20 protein-coding genes are annotated in these 21,187 nt (G+C 46.1%); 6 read left to right on the top strand and 14 right to left on the bottom strand.

What is annotated here, in order from left to right; all coding sequences use genetic code 11:
- Positions 1-145: 145 nt before the first annotated feature.
- Positions 146-1,588, bottom strand: a complete 1,443-nt coding sequence (locus tag K2Q26_01735) for an alanine:cation symporter family protein (GenBank protein MBY0314210.1) — start codon at positions 1,586-1,588, stop codon at positions 146-148.
- Positions 1,589-1,762: 174 nt separating this feature from the next.
- On the opposite strand from K2Q26_01735, the gene K2Q26_01730 reads away from it, so the two are divergent.
- Complete coding sequence (locus K2Q26_01730; GenBank protein MBY0314209.1) at positions 1,763-3,112, top strand: mechanosensitive ion channel; 1,350 nt, start codon at positions 1,763-1,765, stop codon at positions 3,110-3,112.
- A 62-nt stretch (positions 3,113-3,174) separates the two neighbouring features.
- On the opposite strand, the gene K2Q26_01725 is transcribed toward K2Q26_01730, so the two are convergent.
- From K2Q26_01725 to K2Q26_01690, 8 genes are all read right to left on the bottom strand, one after another.
- Positions 3,175-3,447, bottom strand: coding sequence for an HU family DNA-binding protein (locus tag K2Q26_01725; GenBank protein ID MBY0314208.1), 273 nt, complete (start codon positions 3,445-3,447; stop codon positions 3,175-3,177).
- A 252-nt stretch (positions 3,448-3,699) separates the two neighbouring features.
- Positions 3,700-4,218 carry a hypothetical protein gene (locus K2Q26_01720; GenBank protein ID MBY0314207.1) on the bottom strand — a complete coding sequence of 173 codons (519 nt, stop codon included), beginning with the start codon at positions 4,216-4,218 and terminating at the stop codon, positions 3,700-3,702.
- Positions 4,219-4,345: 127 nt separating this feature from the next.
- Positions 4,346-5,152, bottom strand: a complete 807-nt coding sequence (lgt, locus tag K2Q26_01715; GenBank protein ID MBY0314206.1) for a prolipoprotein diacylglyceryl transferase — start codon at positions 5,150-5,152, stop codon at positions 4,346-4,348.
- The gene (lspA, locus tag K2Q26_01710; protein ID MBY0314205.1) at positions 5,153-5,653 is read right to left on the bottom strand and encodes a signal peptidase II; all 501 of its coding nucleotides are present in this window, start codon (positions 5,651-5,653) and stop codon (positions 5,153-5,155) included.
- A 68-nt stretch (positions 5,654-5,721) separates the two neighbouring features.
- Positions 5,722-6,192 carry a hypothetical protein gene (locus K2Q26_01705; protein ID MBY0314204.1) on the bottom strand — a complete coding sequence of 157 codons (471 nt, stop codon included), beginning with the start codon at positions 6,190-6,192 and terminating at the stop codon, positions 5,722-5,724.
- A gap of 8 nt (positions 6,193-6,200) precedes the next feature.
- Positions 6,201-8,951, bottom strand: a complete 2,751-nt coding sequence (ileS, locus tag K2Q26_01700) for an isoleucine--tRNA ligase (GenBank protein ID MBY0314203.1) — start codon at positions 8,949-8,951, stop codon at positions 6,201-6,203.
- Between the two features lie 121 nt (positions 8,952-9,072).
- Positions 9,073-9,639, bottom strand: coding sequence for a hypothetical protein (locus K2Q26_01695; GenBank protein ID MBY0314202.1), 567 nt, complete (start codon positions 9,637-9,639; stop codon positions 9,073-9,075).
- Positions 9,640-9,692: 53 nt separating this feature from the next.
- Complete coding sequence (locus tag K2Q26_01690; GenBank protein ID MBY0314201.1) at positions 9,693-11,963, bottom strand: PBP1A family penicillin-binding protein; 2,271 nt, start codon at positions 11,961-11,963, stop codon at positions 9,693-9,695.
- A 40-nt stretch (positions 11,964-12,003) separates the two neighbouring features.
- Here K2Q26_01690 and K2Q26_01685 point away from each other — a divergent pair, with 40 nt between their 5' ends.
- From K2Q26_01685 to K2Q26_01675, 3 genes are read left to right on the top strand one after another with little or no spacing between them, the layout of a single operon-like run.
- Positions 12,004-12,282: a DUF507 family protein gene (locus K2Q26_01685; protein ID MBY0314200.1), complete on the top strand. Its 279-nt coding sequence runs from the start codon at positions 12,004-12,006 to the stop codon at positions 12,280-12,282.
- A complete protein-coding gene (locus K2Q26_01680; protein MBY0314199.1) occupies positions 12,279-12,560 on the top strand; it encodes a DUF507 family protein in 282 nt (93 codons plus the stop codon). The genes K2Q26_01685 and K2Q26_01680 overlap by 4 nt, the downstream gene beginning before the upstream one ends.
- Before the next feature lie 37 nt (positions 12,561-12,597).
- Positions 12,598-13,998, top strand: coding sequence for a hypothetical protein (locus K2Q26_01675; protein ID MBY0314198.1), 1,401 nt, complete (start codon positions 12,598-12,600; stop codon positions 13,996-13,998).
- Between the two features lie 410 nt (positions 13,999-14,408).
- On the opposite strand, the gene K2Q26_01670 is transcribed toward K2Q26_01675, so the two are convergent.
- From K2Q26_01670 to K2Q26_01660, 3 genes are all read right to left on the bottom strand, one after another.
- Positions 14,409-14,603, bottom strand: a complete 195-nt coding sequence (locus K2Q26_01670) for a hypothetical protein (protein ID MBY0314197.1) — start codon at positions 14,601-14,603, stop codon at positions 14,409-14,411.
- A 60-nt stretch (positions 14,604-14,663) separates the two neighbouring features.
- Positions 14,664-15,536 carry a hypothetical protein gene (locus tag K2Q26_01665; protein MBY0314196.1) on the bottom strand — a complete coding sequence of 291 codons (873 nt, stop codon included), beginning with the start codon at positions 15,534-15,536 and terminating at the stop codon, positions 14,664-14,666.
- A 457-nt stretch (positions 15,537-15,993) separates the two neighbouring features.
- On the bottom strand, positions 15,994-16,611 hold the full coding sequence (locus K2Q26_01660) for a 2OG-Fe(II) oxygenase (protein MBY0314195.1): 618 nt from the start codon (positions 16,609-16,611) through the stop codon (positions 15,994-15,996).
- A gap of 101 nt (positions 16,612-16,712) precedes the next feature.
- Between K2Q26_01660 and K2Q26_01655 the strand changes: the two genes are divergently transcribed.
- Positions 16,713-18,041, top strand: a complete 1,329-nt coding sequence (locus tag K2Q26_01655) for an AAA family ATPase (GenBank protein ID MBY0314194.1) — start codon at positions 16,713-16,715, stop codon at positions 18,039-18,041.
- Here K2Q26_01655 and K2Q26_01650 read toward each other — a convergent pair.
- Together K2Q26_01650 and K2Q26_01645 are read right to left on the bottom strand one after the other, a co-directional pair.
- Entirely contained in the window at positions 18,038-19,363 is a 1,326-nt protein-coding gene (locus tag K2Q26_01650; GenBank protein MBY0314193.1) for a HAMP domain-containing histidine kinase, read from the bottom strand. The genes K2Q26_01655 and K2Q26_01650 overlap by 4 nt on opposite strands.
- A 28-nt stretch (positions 19,364-19,391) precedes the next feature.
- Positions 19,392-20,072, bottom strand: coding sequence for a response regulator transcription factor (locus tag K2Q26_01645; protein ID MBY0314192.1), 681 nt, complete (start codon positions 20,070-20,072; stop codon positions 19,392-19,394).
- A gap of 486 nt (positions 20,073-20,558) precedes the next feature.
- Here K2Q26_01645 and K2Q26_01640 point away from each other — a divergent pair, with 486 nt between their 5' ends.
- On the top strand, positions 20,559-21,173 hold the full coding sequence (locus K2Q26_01640; protein MBY0314191.1) for a hypothetical protein: 615 nt from the start codon (positions 20,559-20,561) through the stop codon (positions 21,171-21,173).
- Positions 21,174-21,187 lie beyond the last annotated feature (14 nt).

Below are 21,187 nucleotides of genomic sequence, written 5' to 3'. Positions count from 1 at the left end.
GCTGCTAAAGGTATCCATTCTTAGATACCTCTATTTTCTAATTCTTTAGGGAAAAGTCTATAGTTTTGTGAGTTTCAGATTTTTTTAGTTCATTTTGTGGTTATCGCATTGTCTTCAAAGAGAACATCATCAACTGCAACTGTGCCTATTTTACTTTCGCGATTTTTCCGGACTTGAGAAGGTCCAAATACTCTTCTAGCTTAATGCGAACTTTATCACGCAATAAAAAGCATCCGATGACGTTCGGAAATGCCATCCCTAAAATCATCAGGTCACCAAACTCCATAATGTTGGTGGAAGTGGTGATGGAACCCATAAAGATCACAATACAAAATAAAATCTTGTAAACCATGGAGTACTTTTCACCAAAGAGATAAGTAAAGCACCTTTCGCCATAGTAAGACCAAGCGATTACAGTTGCGTAAGCGAAGAGAAAAACCACTAAGCACAATATCCAGGGGAAGGAGTAGTGGGCTTGTCCAAAAGCTTTAGAAGTAATTCCTGCACCGTTTTTTGCGTGAATGAGATCAATGTAATCCGGATTGTCATAAGCGCGCGTCACGACAATCACCACGGCGGTGAACGTGCACATCACCACGGTGTCGATAAATGGCTCTAAGATGGAAACAATTCCCTCCTGAATCGGATGCTCCGTTTTGGAGGCCGAATGAACGATCGCGGCCGATCCAACGCCGGCTTCGTTGGAGAAAGCGGCTCTACGAAAACCGATCACCAAGACTCCCAAAAATCCACCATAGATGGCGTTCGGGCTAAACGCTTCACTAATGATCGTGTTTAAAGCCCAAGGTATCCGCTCGGAATAGTAGATTAAAACGTAGGTCATCATGCAAATAAACAAGATACACATAAAGGGCACGACTTTGTTTGCGACATTCGCAATACTTTTAATTCCGCCGATGATCACAAGTCCAACGAGAGAGGTCATGATCAATCCGTAGAGCCATCCGTAGTCATTAAAAAATGGAAAAACTTGCGAAATAGTGAGCATGGATTGATTGACCTGGAATGCTCCTCCACCACCCATGGATGCAAATACGCAAATGACAGAAAAGATAATTGCTAAATATTTCCCTAAAGACTTTAAACCTTTTTCCTCGAGACCTTTTTCTAAATAGAGCATCGCTCCACCCATCATGTGACCATCAGGGCGACTTTCGCGATAGATTTGAGCCAAACTACACTCGACAAATTTGGCCGTCATTCCTAAAAATCCTGCGACGACCATCCAAAAAGTGGCGCCCGGTCCGCCCGTAGCGATGGCAATGGCCACGCCCGCAATATTTCCCAATCCGAGAGTTGCGGCGAGCGCCGTAGCTAGCGCCGAGTAGTGACTGACTTCACCTTCGGAACCTTTTTTATCATATGCTCCGCGAGTTAAGTCGATGGCGTGTTTAAAGCATCGAACGCAAACGAATTTATATTTAAAAGTAAAATAGAGAGAACCAATACCCAGCCAGACAACGACGAGGGGGAGGTCATAACCTTCTAAGAAAAAAAGGGTGTTAAAGAAGAAGATCGATCCAACGATGGCATTGACGTATTCAATAATAACATTGGCAAAATTCATAATATCACCTCGAGCTCTTCGTGGAAAAATGCCCTCTATAGTGGCGTAATGGTTCGATTCTCACCATACAATGTTACCGACAATAGTGTATATGATTTTTTAATCAACAGAGCGGGGCATGCTAATTGCTTTTACGACGGGTTTAAATTGCTTTCGACAAATCGAGGTGGATGGATGAGCAAATTTTTCGTGATGGCATTTTTTCTTGTGTCTTTTTCGGCGATCTTTCACGGGACATCTCTGGCTCAAGAGCAAACTCAAGAACTGGCAAAGCCCATCTCCAAATCCGAGCCGGAGCTTACGAAAGTTCGAAAAATTCCCAATAGCAAAGATGATCAGGCCACGGAAGAGGTTCTCAACGGAATTCTCAAAGAAGCCGGCTGGTTTCCAGAACTGACCATTCGAATCAATAACGGCCTAGTTTTCATTGAAGGAACGGTGAAAGATAAAACTCATTTGGACTGGCTGGTGGCGACGGCCGATCGACTTCCCAGTGTCCTCGCCGTGATCAACAAAGCGAAAGTGCAAGAACCTGCCGTTTCGGACTTTACTCCGGTAAATCAGGAAATGCGTCGCCTGATCGAGATCACAAAAAAGAAAGTTCCACTCCTGGGCCTCGCACTCCTTTTGTTAGTGATATTCTTTTTTTCGGCGGGATTTATCGGGCGATTCAATCGCACTTTGTGGGGAAGATATATCAGTAATCCTTTTCTCGTCTCCGTGGTCAGCTTCGTCAGTCTTTTGCCTCTTTATGCGATCATGATGTACATCGTGCTTGCAACCTTAGGGCTCTCGGGCTTGGCATCCACCATTATTGGTGGAACGGGCATCCTGGGAATCGTGATGGGTTTTGCTTTTAAAGGGATTGCCGAGAACTTTCTCTCGGGAGTCCTGCTTGCCATCCGCAGTCCATTCACCAAAGGGGATACGATCACTGTAGGAAGTTACACGGGTGTGGTTCAAAATTTAAATATGCGTGGAACGACCGTCATGGACAGTGATGGGAATTTGATTCTGATTCCTAATGCGATCGTCATCCAGTCGGTCGTGGTCAATACGACGGCGAATCCCAAAACGCGCTACAACTTTGTCGTCGGCATCGGATATAGCGAATCATTGAGTGCGGCCGAAAAAGTGATCTACGACGCGCTTAAGAAAATTCCAGAAATTCTGGCCGAGCCGCCACCCCTCATCGTCGCCGAAAGTATGGGTTCGTCGTCAATAGTACTTAAGGTCTTTTTTTGGATTGATATTAAAAAATCGAGTGCATTGAGAGTCAAATCAAAGGCCATTGAAATCTCAAAAGCGGCTTTAATGGAAGCCGGTATTGAACTTCCTGATGATGCTCGAGAGGTGATTCTCAAGCGGGAGCCTAAAAGCTCTGAAGAGCCTAAGGTGACCGTCCAATCCGTGGCTAGTGCGACGGAGCCTCCTCATAGAGAGCATCAGGAGAAGGCGATTCAGCGTCTCGCGTTGGAAAGTCAACTTCCAGGGAATGAAGTGGATAAAGATTTGTTGCGGTAGGGGTTAAAAAGAAAAAAGCCAGCTTCAAGCTGGCTTTTTGAGTTTATAATTTCCTCTAGAAATTATTTTACGAGAGTTTTGAATTCTTGGCCTGGGCGGAATTTAGGATACCAAGCTGCAGGAATTTTGATTTCAGAACCAGTTTGAGGATTACGGCCTTTACGAGCTTTTCTTTTCGCTTTTGCGAATGTTCCAAAACCAACAAGCTTCACTTCGTCACCTTTTTTTACAGATTTTTTGATGATGTCGAGAGTTGCATCGAGAAGACGTTCTGCTTGTGCCTTTGTGCACTCAACATCATTCGCTACTTTTTCGATGAGTTCTGCTTTGTTCATTTTTGACTCCTTTTTATGTCAGTCATGTTGTTATCGTTGGTAGCATTTGTATTGCTTAGGCAGATTCAATAGATTTTTGTTCGCGCGGTCAAGGTAATTTCTACAAAAAAACATAGAACCTGTGTCTTAGAAGTGTCGCGTCTTGGGAGTTAGTACAGTCGACCCTGCAAAGTGCGAAAAAACCCTGCAGAAAAACTCTGCAGGGTACAAGGGGGGTATCGAAAACTGAATTCTTAAATGGAACTTATAATTTTAGCGAACAACTGCGGAGGCAAACTCGTTACCCTCGTAGAAGGCATGCCAGTTGTTAACTCCGCCGGTGGTGATGAACTGCAAACTTCCGGCGTTAATTAATAACTGACCGTTAGCGTGTGGAGAAACCGTAGCCGTAAATGGGATTGCGATTTCTGAAGCCAATTGGTTGTTAGAGATCTGATAGACCCCAGCATGCCAAATGCCCTCGGCCGTCGTGTTACTTGTAAAACGAACTTCGAGGTAAGCAGGTTCGTCTGCTAAATAGTTGAGATAGTCATCGAGCTCGTCGTCTTCGTAGTTGGCGAAGTCATGAGCCTCTTCTAAGAAGAGTTTATATTCTGTTTCGTCCAAAATCACATTTTGACCTTGGAAAAAATAACCATTCGCCGGTGTTACAAACCCTGCTGGGATATAACCCTGGTAATAGTTGGTCGGTACGGTACCGTTCTTTTTCTTTTTAGAGCAGCCAGTGGCCGCCACACCAAAGATTAATAGTAAAAGCGTTAGATATTTCATAAATTCCCCCCTGGACATTATCTACTATCTCTATATACACGAGCTGTGCCATAGCCGTTCGACGAATAGATTTGAGATGGAGAGGGGTGTTGGGTTTGAGGGAGTTTTTGGATTGAACAGCTGTAATCTAATTCGACAGATCCTGAGCGTTAGCCGAGGATCTCACCTTTATAAAGTAGAGAGAAACCAAAAGTATCATTATGAGACAAATCCAACTGGATATACTGAGAGAACCGATGATCGGTCCGCGGTCATCATCTCTAAAGAACTCAACGACTAGTCGACACATAGAATGCAGTAATAACCAGAGAGCAAATAATCGACCGGGAGAGTTCTTCCAGCGTTGTGATTTTTCGATCCCTAAAATAATCAAGAGTAATCCGAGCTCAAGCCCGGCGGCGTACAACTGGGTGGGATGCCGATAAGAAATATGAATCCCCGTTGTATCGCTGTACTCTTGGAATCCGTAGGCCCAGGGTAAATCGCAATACCGACCGTAACAGCAACCCACTAAAAAACAGACCAGTCGTCCTAAGGCGTAGCCGAGGGAAGCCACCGGTGCGAAAAAGTCCAGCCAGTGTTTAAAGGATTCTTTCTTGTGACGGAGGGTGAGCGCTCCGCCAATGAAAGCACCAATAAACCCACCCCAGTAAACGAATCCGCCATTCCAAAAAAAGAAAACACGCAGGGGATTTTCAATATAGTACGAGGGTTCTTCGTAAATCACATGAAGCCCGCGCGCTCCAAGACCGCCACACACCAACGCCACCATAAAGACATCCAGAGTGGTTGAGATCGATAGCATTTTTTGATCGGCTCGATAATAGGACCACAAGACCAAGCCCGTGAGTATTAAGCTTATAAAAATTTGATAGGTGGGAAGGATGGTCGAACCTAATTCAATAATAGGTAATGGACCCGCGATGACGGTCACTTACGCCTTCTTCATTTTCTTTTCGTTCAGCGCGCGCATCACTTCCATCAAAAGCATTAAACAGATCCCCGTGACGATGGCGATATCTGCCACATTAAACGCGGGATAAGACCACATGCCTTTGTAGTGAAAGTCCAAAAAGTCGACGACAAAACCGTGCCAGAGGCGATCGATATAGTTTCCGATGGCGCCACCAAAGATGAGCGATAAAGAAATAATGGTGAGTAAGTCGCTCATTGGGGTGGAGCGAATCATAAATACAATAATGAGAGCGGCGATCGGCGGAACGGAAAGAAAAAAGAGGGTACGAAGAGTTTCGTGGGCGTCTCTTAAAAAACCAAAAGCGGCGCCCGGATTACGCACATAAGTGATGTTAAAAAAATTATGAATGACCGAGATCGATTCGCCATGCTGAAATTGGGTGTGGATATAGATTTTTGTGAGTTGATCCAGACAAATGACAAATCCACCGAGCGCCAACAAAATAAGGTATTTCTTCATACAAAGATCATTGTAAAAGCCGCATCCAAAGTCAAGATGCGGGCTCAGCGACGTATGGTTTAAATGGGTTATTCGATCGGTGTTTCGGGCTGGGGAGTGTAGTAACTGATCTCCAGGCGGTGATTGACGGTCAATTCCGAAGGTTCAAAGCGGGGATCTTGGGCGCCGTAGGAGCTCATATGGAAACGAGCGACGTCGATGTTTTGGGACTTGAGATATTCATCGAGGGTGTCGAGCATCTGATCCGTCTTTGACTTCTCTAGTTTTCGCGAATTCACAGAAAATGTATGGGCGTCGATATTGGCATGGAGATCTTTATTGGCTTTCAGGAACTTGATGGCCAAGTTGAGTTGCTGCTTTTGCGTGGAGGTAAACTGAGTTGTAGAGTTCTCACCGTCATCGAGATTAATAATCTGAATGCAGCGGTTATTCTCCAACTGGCCGGGACAGTAACGCTTCTGAGAGAGATTCGTAGACGTACATGCCACTAAAAATAAAGCCGGAACACAGCTCCATCGGAGAAAAAGTTTTAACGCCATAATTCCTCTCAGGTTAAAGCTTCCGCACATTTGGGGCAAACTTTAGGGTGAGCCGCATTTGTTCCTAATTCGTCGTAGTACCAACAACGAACACACTTTTCCCCCGTTGCCTTTTGGCAGATCACGGTGCGCGCTCCTTCGTTCACAGTGACTTTCGAGACGATAAAGAATTCGGGAAGATTTTTAAAATATTTTTTAAGAATCGTAAGCTCGGCATCCTTAGAGGTGAGATTGACTTGAGCTTCTAGGCTTGAGCCAATCACCTTATCGCGCCGCATGTCCTCGAGCTGCTTGGAAACTTCCGAGCGTAACTGAAACAGAACCTCGAAGTCTTTCGCGATCGTTTCGTTATGCCAATTTTTATTGGGCTGTGGGAAATCCGTTAGGAACACACTCTCGGCAGATTTACCGACGAAGTGCGAGTGGGTCTCTTCGGCCAAGAAGGACGTGATCGGTGCCATCATACTCACTAGCGCTTGAGTGATTTCGAACAAAACGGTTTGAGCGGCGCGACGGCCTTGACCAGTAGTTTTCCAGGTGTAAAGGCGATCTTTAAGAATATCTAAGTAATGCGCGGAAAGATCTACGGTGAAGTAGTTATTGAGGGCGTGATAGACTTTAAAGTATTCGTACTTTTCGTAGGCTGCCGTCACAGTTTCAACCAGTTCATTGAGACGCGTGAGAGCCCATTGATCCAAAGGTTGGAGATCTGCATAAGCCACGTAATCTGTGGAGCGATTAAAATCGCTAATGTTGCCAACTAAGAATCTAAACGTATTGCGATACCGACGGTAAGTTTCCGAGATGCGCTTAAAACCCTCTTGGCTAAAGTTCATGTCTTGACCGTAATCCTGAGACGACGTCCATAGGCGTAGCAGTTCGGCACCGCTGGATTTGATGAGGTCCATAGGGTCGACGTAGTTTCCTAAACTCTTACTCATCTTGCGGCCGTGCTCGTCGTTGACAAAATTATGTGTGAGCAAAGTCTTAAACGGAGCATGACCTTGGGAGGCCACTGCCGAAATCAAACTGGTTTGAAACCAACCGCGATGTTGGTCACTGCCTTCGAGGTATAAATCGGCAGGCATAGTTAATCCATCGCGACGGTTTTGAACCGCAGCATGAGACGCTCCGCTATCAAACCAAACATCAAGGATGTCGGAACCTTTTTTCCAATCATTCGCACCGCACTCGGGGCATTCCGTATTGCCGTCGAGAAGTTCCTCTGTCGATCCTTCGAAGTAGGCCTCGATACCGGCGCCTTTCTCCATAAGATCCGCCACGTGATTGATCATGTGTTCGGTCATGTGAGCGTATTCGCAACTTTTGCAGTAAAAGACGGGGATTGGAACTCCCCAGTTGCGTTGGCGACTAATACACCAATCCGGGCGAGCTTCGATCATCGCCGTGAGGCGCTTTACACCCCAGTCGGGAAAGAAGTTGGTCTTTTCGATTTCTCCGAGAGCCATTTTGCGAATGTTATAGTTGGAATCATCCATGCGGATAAACCACTGCGAAGTGGCGCGGTAGATCAAAGGCGTTTTACTGCGCCAGCAGTGGGGGTAGCTGTGTTCGATGGTCTTCATGGCGACCAGGCGACCGCTCTCTTTAAGTCGTTCTACGATGAGAGGATTTGCTTTGAACACGTGAGTTCCTGCGTATTCAGGAACTTCGTCGGTATACTCGCCACGATCATTGATGGGGCTGATGATCGGAAGGTCGTAAACTAAAGAGACTAAGTAATCATCATGTCCATGTCCTGGGGCTGTGTGAACCGCACCGGTTCCGGCATCGAGAGTGACGTGATCCCCGAGAATCAATTCGGAATCACGCTCATAGAACGGATGAGTGGCCTTCCCGCCCTCAAATTGAGAGCCGATAAATGTCTTTCCCGTATCGGTGAGTTCCACGCCGGTTTCTTTTTCGAAAAATTCTTTCATCTTACGAGCGATAAGGAAGTACTCTTCGCCCGCCGAGAAAAAGGTGTATTCGAAATCTTTATTAAAAGCGATGGCCACGTTGCTTGGAAGTGACCAAGGAGTGGTGGTCCAGATGACAATATTCACCGGCTTGTCAAATTTTCCGAACTTGCTCTCGGGAGCGTACGGGAATTTAACGTAGACCGACGGACTTTTGTGGGGAGCGTATTCGATTTCCGCTTCGGCCAGTGCGGTTTGTAGAGCATAGCACCAGTACACGGGCTTTTTACCGCGATAAAGTACGCCATTTTTTAAAATGCGCCCGAGTTCTCGAACTTCTTCCGCTTCGAACTCCTTAGCGAGGGTGAGATACGGATTTTCCCAATCCGCAATAATGCCTAAACGTTGAAACTGTTCGCGCTGGTGAGACACCCACTTGAGGGCTTCTTTGCGACACAGTTCGCGAATCATTGTGGGCGTGGCTTCTTTGGCTTTAGCTCCGAGATCTTTAATGACTTTATGTTCGATAGGGAGACCGTGACAGTCCCAGCCCGGAATAAATACGGCTTTGCGCTTTTGTAAGTTTTGATACTTGATCGTAATGTCTTTAAGGCACTTGTTCAGAACGTGACCCATGTGAAGCCCACCGTTGGCGTAGGGTGGGCCATCTTGCATTGCGAAGATCGGCGCGTCTTTACGACGAGCGATCATTTTTTCGTAAATTTTATTGTCGAGCCAACGCTTGACGGTCTCAGGCTCTCGTATCGCCAAATCAGCCTTCATCGGAAAGTCTGTTTTAGGTAAATTGATAGTATTCTTGTAATCGATTTCCTGAGCCACGTTCTACCTCTTCAGTGAAGTCATAAACTTAGTCTTTGCTCAGTAAAAACGCAAGGCCGTCGTCGCCTCGTCATGCTGAGGACGTTCGTCATCCTGAGCGAAGCGTACAGAATGATGTGGGCTATTCCCAGCTTGTGATTTTCTTATGAGCGACGGACACCATCATGCGGAGGGCTTCTTGCGGAGAGCTTAAATTAAAGCGCTCTTGAATATCCTGCACGAGGCGTTGAGTGGTCTCATCGAGACCGATATGGGAGGATGTGCTCTCCATCGTAATACTTTGAGCGGTATTGATCGTCGTTTTTTGAGTAAAATTTGTCGCTGAGTTTTGAGATGCAAAATGGGCACTCCCATGACCTTTGGGAACTGACGTTGGAATCGGCGGAAGTGGAATATGAGGACTTTGGTGGCGCGAGTTTTGAACCGAAGTTTGCAGATTCTGGGGACCATCATCAAATTGAGCGATGTCCTTTTTTAAACTGGTTAATTCTTCCATAAATTTCTTGGCGCTATTCGGGGCATCGGCATCAATTGTATTGATGCCTTGGCGTTGCGCGCGCAGGTACATGTTGACCAAAATGTCAGGCGTTGAGGCGACCTCTTTTACGCTCTGGGGTTGGTGTTGAAGCCAATCGAAGGCCTTACCCAACGTTTCTTTGGTGTAGGCTTGGGGTGCTAAAAAAGACATCGTAGGGTGTTAAAAGAAATCAAAAAATTTGTCACGCTTTTAAACGCCCCGGACTAGTTGGGGTAAAAAAGGAGGTCGACGGGTATAGCCTTATTTTCAGGCACTCCGGCCTCAACTAATTCCTCTTTGCTTAGAGTTAATTTTTGTTGTCCTTGAGCGGGCCAATTGAAAAAAAGCTGAGCGGAAGATCGCGTCGAATCTTTCATATAATCTGTCCATATCGGCAGCGCTGCTGTGGCGCCCGAAAGCTTGACAGGGGTATTATCGTCATAGCCCACCCAAACTACACTGACGAGATCGGGAGTAAACCCTGCGAACCATGCGTCTTTGTAGTTCGAGGTCGTTCCCGTTTTTCCTGCGGCCGTCTGAACAAAGCCCCGAGCCCGAGTTCCAGCGCCGGTTCCCGTTCGTAGGCCTTCCTCCATCATTGAAATCAGCGAGGCAAAATTTTCTGGTTTTAGAACTTGTTGAGGAGGAGAATCCTCTGGCGTGTAAAGAGTTTCGCCATCTTCATTTTGCACTTTGCGCACAAATTTCAGTGGAATTTTTAGACCCATGCGCTGAATGGTTGTGTAAACGTCTAAGACCTCTAAGGCCGTAGCCTCAAATGCTCCGAGGCTCAACGCGGGCACTGGGTCGAGCCTAGAAGTGATCCCTAACTCACGTGCGACGCTCACAATCCGAGGTAGGCCTGTCTGGATCGCCAGGCGGGCCGTAGGAATATTCAGTGACTCTTTGAGAGCGTAAAATGCGGGAACCTTCTCGGAAAAAGTATTGTCGTAGTTTTTTGGCTCCCACTTTTGTTTTCCGTATTTGTAGGTGTAGGAAGTATTTTCGAGAGTTGTCATCGGAGTAAATCCATCGGTGTCCGCCAAAGCCGTCAGAAAAACAATAGGTTTAAATGTCGATCCAATTTGTCTTTGGCTCGAAAGCACACGATTGTAAGGGGTGCGACGATGATCTCGTCCACCGACGAGAGCGACCACTTCGCCCGTGACAGGGTCTGCGGAGACGAGTGTTCCTTGCAGTGAGTGAGATTTATGTTCTTGATGATATTTGGAAGAGCTTTCCAAAGCGTCGAGATTTTTTTGCACCGCTTTCTGTGCAAAGGCTTGGGCTTCCAAACGAAGGGTTGTAAAAACTTTGTATCCGGAGAGATCTTGAGAAAAATTCTTTTTTAAATCCTGCACAACGGCATCGACAAAGTAAGGCGCGGTCTCCTTGAGCTCCACGGTCGATCGAGTGGGCAGAGGGGCTTCGGATGCCAGTTTAAAATCTTCTTCGAGAATTCGATTCTGCTCGAGCATATCGCCGAGTACTTTTTTACGACGAGCCAGAGCGTTTTCGGTTTTAGTAAAAGGATTGTAGCGACCGGGGTTATTTAAGACGGCCGCCAGTAAAGAGCATTCGGCAAGATTCAGGTGCCGAAGATCTTTATTAAAATAATATCTTGAAGCGGCAGCATAGCCCCGCACTTGATAATTTCCCTGCTGACCTAAGTAAATGATGTTGAGGTAAGCTTCTAAAATCTCGTCTTTCGGGATTTGAGCATCGACCACAATGGCGAGAACAATTTCTTTGATTTTCCGTCGAATTGTTTTGTCTGATGTGAGCACCTGGTTTTTGACAAGCTGTTGAGTGATGGTGCTCCCGCCTTGAGCCGCCCGTCGCTGGGTCAAATTCACGAAAACGGCGCGTAAAAGGCCGCGCGTGGAAATCCCCCCGTGCTCTAAAAACAACGGATCTTCGACGGCAAGGACGGCATCGATGCAATGACGAGGAAACTTATCAAGAGTCACACGCTCTTGCATCACGGGTGATTCGCCCAAGTATTGAGCAAAAAGTTGAGGGAAAAGCGATATGGCCGACACGCTCTTGTATGCTTGAGTTTTAGGATCGACTTCGACCAATACCAGGATCTTATTGAGCTCATCGGTGGCGACAATCTGGAGGCGTTGAGCCTGGTGATTAGAAAAAGCGATGCATTTGACCGCATCCGAGTTGAGAGAGGTGCAATCGCCGCCAGTTCCTATAGAGTAGTCCGCAGATTGAAGGGTCGATCCCCAAGATTTCTGCCGGTAATTTTGAGACGTAAATCGAGAAATGAGCAGTTCTTCATCAAGTGTTTGCCCGAGCTGCAATTCGAAGGTGTCTGAAAAGAATTGGGTGGGGGAGAGAAAGGTTTTTTTAGCAAAACTTTCCTGCACAATTTGATTTGTTTTAACGAAAATAATAGTTCCGGCGACAACAATGGTGACAATGACTATGATAGAGAGCGTCAGTGCACTGCCAATCAGCCACTTAAATAGCTTGCGAATATGCATCGCGCTTGACTTTACGCGTGCCTATGCGTTTAGTCAATTTATGCGATTAAACCCATTCCAAATAGAGAGTCTATCTAAGCGAATCATCAACCATCTCGAAGAGAAAAAGCTCATTACTTTTAGAGAAAGTAAGGAGAAAACTCTGCGACGAGCTCTCGAAATCATTCAAAGTGATTTCGACGAAGAAAAACAGCTCGAAGCCGAAGTGAATGCCAAACTCGACGAACTCGAAAAGAATCCTCAGGAAGGATTTGAACGCCACAAAATGTTCCGAATGCTCAAAAGAAAAATGGCTGAGGAAAAAGGAATTGTTCTATGATTATTAGTGAAGACCGCCAAGGGCACTTAGCTCGCATACTTGTCGACACCCTTTGGGGCGAAGAAGTTATCGATTTTGATGAAGATCATGAAGATGTCATCATCCGCCACATGAAAATGGCCATCTCTCAGTGGGTTCAAGAGCAAGGGGATATGGACGAGATCGTCCGTCACAAAATCTCGGCACTTCAGCGAGGTGTGGGCGAAGGAACGCCGGAGTGGACTGTTCTTTACAAAAAATATATGCAAGAAGAGATGGCTCGCAAAGGTCATCGCTAATCACTTGCGATCAAATTCAATACATTGGAGCCTTTTGATGAAGTTCTTGTCTTTAGTATCAATCTTTATATTTTCGACGGCTGCATTCGCAGGAGATATCGAGTGGAACGGAACCTATCGCATGGAAGGTTTCAAATTAGATAATGCTGAACTCAATAATTTAGATCGAAATACGCAGTACGCTCTTCACCATTTGGTGCTCCGACCAAAAATTACGGCGTATGATGGCGTTACGATTCATGGACGTTTTGATGTTCTCAATAACAATAGCTATTTGAATTCTTCCGTCGGTCAGTTTTTTGGTTCGGGCTTAACTCCTCCGACTCCGGCGGCGGCCGATCCTCTCCAAGGTTCAAATACGCTTTCCAATCAACAACGTGCCGAACTCATCACTGTCAACGAGCTCTACCTCTCTTATGTTCATGATTTTGGTTTACTCACAGTGGGTCGTGCTCCTCTGCATTTTGGTTTGGGGATGAGTTACAACGCGGGAACTGGAGCCTTTGATCACTGGTTTGATAACCGGGATATGGCTTCCTACAAATTTTTCCTTACAGGAAACGTGTCCTTCACGCCGATCATTGCAAAAATGGCTGAGAACAACATTGCTTATGGTGATGATGTCGATGAGACCATGTTAAAAGTTGAATACGAAAATCCCGAGACCGAATTGATTTTGGGAATACTCTATCTTATTCGCAAATCGGGCTCTCACGGAAATGATACGAATCCGGGAGCCGTGGGCGGCGCTGCCTTAGGTGGTCAGTTCAATGCAAAGTACGCGAACCTCTTTTTCCAGCGCTGGATTGGAAACTCTTTTAAGTTTGGTCTCGAGGCAGGAATGCAAGAGGGCGAAACCGGAATAAATAACGGAGCCGCTGCGGTGGAGCTCGATGGGTTCGGTCTCGCTTTAGAGTTAGACTATATTCCTAAGGAAGGAAACTTCCATGCGGGATTAAAAGCCGGTGTTGCGACCGGGGATGATCCCGAGACGACAAATGTGTACGAAGGGTATATCTTTAATCGGAACTACGACGTGGCGATGATCATGTTCAATCACCCCGTGGGGGGTTATGATATTTTTAGAACGTCTTCCATTCGCTCAACGACTTTGCCGGTCTCCGAGCAAGTGGATACAGAAGCATTAAGCAACGTGATTTATTTTGCGCCTTACTTTAAATACAAATGGTCCGACAAGTTCGATTCTCAATTAGGATTGACATATGCGTCGTTAAACAGCGATCCTTTAAATGTGGAAGTCGACAAAGCTGTCGGATTCGAAGTCGATGTGACTTTGACCTACAAACCTTATGACGGCATCCAATGGGTTAACCGAGTGGGTGTTTTTGCTCCCGGCTCTGCATTTGAGGGCGGAACCAACCAGTTCGAAACCAAAACTATATATGGTTTAGAAACTAAAGCCGCGATCACCTTTTGATGATAGCACTTTAAAAGCAACACTGTACGACAACGTGATAGCATCTTAGATAAGCACCAGAGGCAGTGGCGGTTGTTAGGGGGGCTGGGGGAAACTCCGGCCCTTTTTGTTTTTTACCCAGTTCCAATCTTAAGTTATTCATTTGAAATGAGTCTTTGAGGACGCGGGCTCCTTGCCCTCGCCCGTTTTTTCGGGCAGGAGTCCCGAAAATCGCCTCACGCTAACGGGAGGTCCTCAAAGACTCATTTCAAATGAATAACTTAAGATTGGAAGAGTCAAAGAACCGGCTGTTATTGGGGGGCTCGGTCGTCCTGAGTGGAGCGAAGGATCTTTTGGGGCTTTGAAGGTTCCAGGTTCCTTTAAGGTTCCAGGTTCTTTGAAGGTACGGCGATCCTTTTCGCTGATTTTTTTTAGTGGAAGGTGGTGGGGTGGTTGGGGGATGTTTTGGGTTTTTGTGGGGGCTTGGGGGTTTTGGATTTGGCTTGGGTGGCTTTGTGTCGGGAGTAGAGGTAGTAGGCGATGAGGGCTATGGCTAGGACGCCGAGGATGATGAATACCTTGGAGTAGGTGGGTTTCTTTGTTTTGTAGATCTCTGGATTTTCCATAAGAACTTATCGGCATTGGGCTCCATATCTTGAGGGAGATGGAGCCTGCAGCTTTTGAGATTAGGCGGCGTCGTCTTCGTCTTCGTCACCGGGAGCTTGTTCGCCGTTCTGTGTGGTCGTGTCGGCGCCAGGAGCGGACTCTTCGGTCTCGAGTTCATCGAGGGCTTCGGCGTTGCTCGTCGGATCCACCGCAGCCGGAGCGGCCTCAGGAGCCACTGGTGCAGGCGAGGGGCCCACCGCGGTGCGAACGGCGTCCGCAGGAGCTGGAACAATGGCTTGAGGATCTGTCGATGCTAAGACAGGAGCTTCGGCGGCTGGTGCTGTCACCGGAATTTCACCGACGGACGGTGGGGCCATGCGTGTCGGCAGAGCTCGCAACATTCTATCGGGTGAGTAGGGGTAAGCGAAAAGGCTGTTATCCATGCTTGAGTGAGCCGATAACAAACGGAGGTGCGAAAGCATCGCCAGGTAACGTTTTTGCTGCTCGGGAGTGATGGATGTGCGGTTGTTGTTCATAGTCATCATGATTTCCATCTGGGCCATTGATAAGTTAAAAGAGCGAGCCGAACGAATCCGAATAGTATCAATACTATTCGTGTGGTCACCGCTGCGACGGGCTCTCATGAGATCCGCCAGTTGATTGCGTTCAGAGACGCGAAGTCCCGCTAATCTTGCGTGAAATTCGTTATTTTGAGTTGTGAGTGCTTGAGCCGCTACATCAGCTCTTTCCTTTAAAAGGATTTCGTTTTGAATGGCCGATTGATAGATCGTATCGATCTCATCGAGACTTGCGGCGGCTTGCGGGGTGGCTAACAAAGCATTTCCGGCGGCGGCAGGATGGCGTCCTTCGTTAGAGTCCGAATAAAAATAATGGAACGTGGTTTGGCTCAACAAAAGAAACAGGAAAAAACCTGAAGTTAAAAAGCGCTTCATAAACTCCCCCTAGAGAATCTGTGTTCGCTACCTTATTTACAACAATCGGGCCACCTCCAGATCGCGCTTACGTTTTGCGGAGAGTTCCAACTGTAAAAAGATTAGTCACCCGTTCATCAGAAAAACAATACGACTCAACGTCGGCGCAAAGCGCGCGAAAGCCGGTGGCGGGACCATTATGGTTGCTTTTTTGGTGGGAGCCAGACTCATTGGCTAAGAAAGGATTTTAGGCAGGCTGTAGAAAGTGTCGTTAGACGGCTTTTACCTGGGTTGGCGCTGGGCTGAGAAATCTTGAGTCTATTTCTCGAGCGGGTTCAGCGTCTCACTTAGCACTTTTCCCTTTCGGGTCAGGGCTAAGTCCCCCCTGATGTCTAGTAGGTATATCAAGGTGATACGTATATTAGAAATTCATAATTTTTGTGAGTTCGATAAGAATGTCTTATAGATGAATGAAAGGCTAAAAACCGCTCCCAGAGGGCTTTTTGAGCCATCCAGCGACCGAAAAACGCTCTTTTTTTGTGAATTTTACCTCGTGGGGGAAAAGAGCACTTAAAAAAAGCACGCAGCGGTTAAAGGCAGGGGTGATTTTTTCAACAACAACCTCTTCGTCAGTTTCACTAAAAATGTGTAACTCTCCTCCATCTTCTGCGATCCAAGTTGGATTCATATAGAGGAGAAACGAAATCGTGCGATCATCCGATTCGTGAAAGGTATCTCGGTGTTTATCATAGTGAGTGTGAGCTGGATAAACTGCGTAGTGAAACTCTCCCTCGCGCAAATTGAGATATAAATGTTCGTTAAGTCCATTTCGTAAATCCTCCATGGCTTTTAAAAATTGGATTTGGGCAGGGCTTGTCGAATCTAACCAAAAAATAAAGTCACCGCGCCTATCGCTTTGGAGATGACGAGCGCGCCCCGTGGTGGACTGAATTAACGATTTTTTAATCTGAAGTGATTTTAAATCGTTTAAAAGTTGCTGAGTTAAGCTCGAGGGAAAAAGCCTATCAGTAACAATGTACCCCTTGTTTTTGAGAGCCTGGGCACAGATTTGGAGATCAGAGGGGTCAATAGTCATGCGTCATTAGAGGCGTATCGCCATCGGTTGTCATTGCCTAATTTCAGGACCTTGATTTTTCGGGGGGAGGTCTCATCTTTAAGCCAGAGTAAGAGGTGCCTATGATAGACGACATTAAAAATTTAGATCCCAAAGACTCCAGAGATAACGTCCCACCGAATTCCGATGACGGGCAGAAGCCCATGCCTTCTCTTGATGATCTCCAAAAAGAATTCCAGGAACTCGTGCGTAAAAAGTTTGGCTCTGGAGTCCATGTGATTGCTGTCGATAACCCTCCGCCAGTTTCTCCTGGGCCTGATAAATCTGAAAAAGCTAAAAATCAAATTCGTGATTTTAAACTGACACCGAAAGACATCGTTGAGCATTTAAATACCTTGGTCATCGGCCAGGAGAATGCAAAGAAATCGTTGGCGATTGCCGTCGCCGATCATTATCGTCATATCCAAGCCGAAGCGGATGGAGATGTATCTCCGCACTTTCAAAAGCAAAACGTTCTCCTATTAGGACCGACCGGTGTGGGTAAAACGTTTTTGGTGCGTTCGATCGCAAAACTGATCGGCGTTCCATTTGTAAAAGCCGACGCAACTCGCTTTACCGAAGTGGGCTACGTGGGTGCTAACGTGGACGACGTCATTCGAGATTTAGTCCAGCAAGCCGACGGAGATATATCGCTCGCCGAAAACGGGATCGTCTATGTCGATGAAATCGACAAGATCGCCAGTTCTCCAGGAATGATGGGGAAGGATGTGAGTGGTCGAGGAGTTCAATTTGGCTTTCTTAAACTTCTCGAAGACACGGAAGTCGACTTGAATAATGGAGGAGACATTGCCTCTCAATTTAAAAACATGATGAGTCTTCAAAAGAAGGGTAAAGTATCCAAGGAAATGATTAGCACTAAGAATATTCTCTTTATCTTTAGTGGGGCGTTTCCAGAAATGAATAGCATCATTAAAAAACGCGTCAGCAATAGCGGAATCGGTTTCCATTCGACACCGGAAAGTAAATCCGACGATCGAGACAAGGATTATTTAAGTCTCGTAAAAACCGAAGACTTAGTTAAATTTGGTTTTGAACAGGAGTTTATTGGTCGTTTGCCGGTAGTCACTTCCTGCCATCCTCTGACCGAAGATAATTTGTTCGAAATTCTTAAAAATTCCGAAGCTTCGATCATCAATCAATACGTGAGAAACTTTGATCACTACGGTGTGAATTTGAGCTTTAGTGACGACGGGCTCAGAGAGATCGCTAAAATGGCATACGAGCAAAAAACCGGAGCGAGAGCTTTAGTCAAAGTCTGCGATCAGGTTCTTCGGGATTTCAAGTACGAATTACCCAGACCGGAAATCACTGATCTAACGATCACTCCAGAAGTGGTGTTCAATCCGCAGGGACTTTTACAGTATTTAGTGTCTCAACCGGCGAAACATTAGACGTTTCGGGGAAGGCGCACGTAGAGTCTTGCGCCTTTAATTTTTCCCTCGGCGACGATGTTACTGACATTGAGATCGCCTCGATAGATTTCAACAATCGAACGTATAATCACGGAGCCGAGTCCCACAGAAATACGTTGAGGGTGGGATCCCTGACCACTTTTTGATCGGGTGAATCTTTTTTGCCCGTAATTTGCAATTTGTTCTTCGGAGAATCCAGGCCCATCATCGGAAATATCGATCGCAAAGAAGTCTTCATCGCAAGAGAGCCGGATGCTTACTTTTTTATTCGTGAAGGCAAAGGCATTATCAAGTGCGTTTCTAAATAAACGGTGGAGAAGCTTTTGATCTCCGGAAATGATGTAATCCTGAGAAGGGAGAAGTAGCTCGTAGGAGGCATGAGCATGCCGTTCTTCGGCGGCATCAGCTTCGTCTTGAAGGAGGTCGTTCAGATTCACTTCGGTAATTGTCGTGCGATATTTCGGCTCCGTAACGAGCCCCAGGAATAACAGATCCTCTACGAGAGAGGAGAAATAATCGATTTCTCTCATTGTCCCGGCCAACATATCCATTCTTTTCTCGGGTGCAATTCGCTCAAAATTGGATTGCAGAGTCTCTATGGAAATTTTAAGAGAAGCGATTGGAGTTCTTAGGTCATGGGCCAATTCGCTCAGTAAGTGCTTTCGAGTTTGCTCGACGGTCTTAAGATTGATCACCAAGTTTTCTATTTCTCCGGCCATTGTATTAAACCGAAGCCAAGTGGCTCGGAACTCATCCCCAGAATCGATCGGGATACGAGCTTTGAGATTCCCCTGCTGGAGACTTTGAATCACGGTATCAGCCATTTTCATCTTCGCGCGAATCGTGCGAAAAACGTAAGCCAACGTTGCTAATACTCCCAAGATGACGGCGATCGTGAGAATCGTAAAATTGATGATAAAGCGTTGTTTAAAGAGTGCAGGAATGTTTCGCGTGGATTTGATGTTGATAAATTGCGGTGGGTTGCCCTTAAGTTCGAAAGTGTATTCTCGGTGAGGTGGCGAGGGAAACAGTGAAAACGGCGGGGGTGGGGTCGGGCGGTTGAGATCAAACACGGGTCCTATGGGCTCAGAGCTAATAGTAAAGTCCATCCATTTTTCTGTCGCCGAGTTCTCTAATCGTTTTAGAAACTCCAACCGACGCTCGGGCTCAATATCATCAAGAATATATTTATAATATACGAGTTCACGCGGGCCGCGACCCAAGGAAGATTCCCAGTTGATCAGGTTGATGAGAGTCGTGCTGACGTAAGCGAGAAAAAGAATGGCGAAGGTAAGGACCACCGTAAAGGTGAAATACCTCCGCGCAACTTTAGTGGGGATCGTGTGCCGTGAGCCTATAGCCAATACCGTACTCCGCTTTTATCTTTATATTCTTAGCGCCCGCTTTTTTGAGCTTAGCTCGAATATGACTAATATGCGAGTCCACGGTACGATCCGATGTGTCTTCGGAGCCCTCGAGTCTTTGTATAATCATCTCTCGAGTAATAATCGATTCAGGATGTTCTGCCATGTATTTGAGAATATCAAACTCACGACGATTGAGGGTGACGGGTTGACCATTTAAAAGAACCTTGCGCTGATCAATTTGGATGAGAAGATCTAAAAATATGAGCTGGTCTTGCGAGCGCGGTCGCTTATGGAGATGAACATGAATCCTCGCCATGAGTTCTTTTTGGCTAAAGGGCTTACGCATATAATCGTTGCCCCCCATTTCAAAACCTTTAATCACATTGTCCTCGTCCGTTTGCGCCGTTAGAAAGATAATAGGTGCTGAAACTCGGTTGTCCCGCAGGTGTTTGCAGAAGTTAAGGCCACTGCCATCAGGAAGGCTCACGTCGAGAATAGCGAGATCAAACGGATATTCGCTGGCAAGTGCTTCGGAGTCTTTTATATTTTTACCCCAAGTCACTTTATAGCCCTCAAATTCGAGAGCGGTTTTTAAACTTTCACCTAAGAATGGATCATCTTCTACAAGCAGAATGCCTGCCATATAAACCTCACGAGTTCAGAAACGGATTTGCAACATCAACTTTAGGTAGGCTCCGTAGCCTTGCCTTCCTTATTTTAACTCACTTTAGAATAACGAGGAATCATTTAAAAATTATGGAAATTGCGCGCCATGCTCCACAATTCGACTTGTCTAAGGTGGAGTTATGACTGAATGGTAGGACGAATTTGCTTCGAAAATTTTTGGAGCACTTATCCGACGGCAGTTGGTCTTACTATATATATGATGTGGATCTCTGCTATTTTCTGCTCTTGAAATTCTAAAGAGACCGAAGTGTCTCATTTTGATTCGGGTGTCTACTTCTCACTTTGCACCCGTCTAATCTGTGGACAGCTTCTGTTTATGCGATTTCACCCAGTAGCTTTCGTTTTTCGTCATCTTTCAGCAACTTAGAGTTTTGGCATCACCTGGCACGGGTCTTGGATAAGAGTATTGCAAGAAACAATTAATATTTTGGGGGAGGTCCATATGTTTCAGGTGAAAAAGATAATTTATTGTATGATCGCGGTAGTAGCAGTTACAGCTTGCGGAAGTAAAAAGAAATCTTCTAGTCCAGTCGCAACTGCACCAGGTGTTTATCAACAAATCAACGGTCAGTGCTATCACAGTGCTAACTTGTCAGTGGTTGTCGATATGTCACTTTGTAACCAGTATAACAACCAGTACGGGAATCAGTTCTACACGAACAACTTAGGTCAGTGTGTGAATCGTTCTACAGGCGCTATCGCTCCGAATCCGTCCTACTGCGGAACAGGGCAAAGCAACCAGTATATTCCTAACGGAGCTGGTGGTTGTATCGATCGTTACACAGGACAAGCTGTGAATCCAAGCCTTTGCGCTAACTTAGGTGGATCACAGTACTACAATAACGGTTATGTTTGCGTAGATCGTTACACTGGTCAGCAAGTGAATCCTTCACTTTGCCAAACTGGAAGCTCTGGTGCTCAATGTTACGGGTACTTCTACTTCTACGCTGAAGATGAATACGGTCCTTATATCGTAGACACTTTCTGCTCTGGTCGTGATTGCTCTGGGTTCGCTCTTTACGAGACACAAACGAACCAGTTACGTTACTGCCAATAATTAGCAGCAAGTTA

Source organism: Bdellovibrionales bacterium, from assembly GCA_019750295.1.
GTDB lineage: Bacteria > Bdellovibrionota > Bdellovibrionia > Bdellovibrionales > JAGQZY01 > JAIEOS01.
This window is presented reverse-complemented; position numbering and strand designations above follow the sequence as displayed.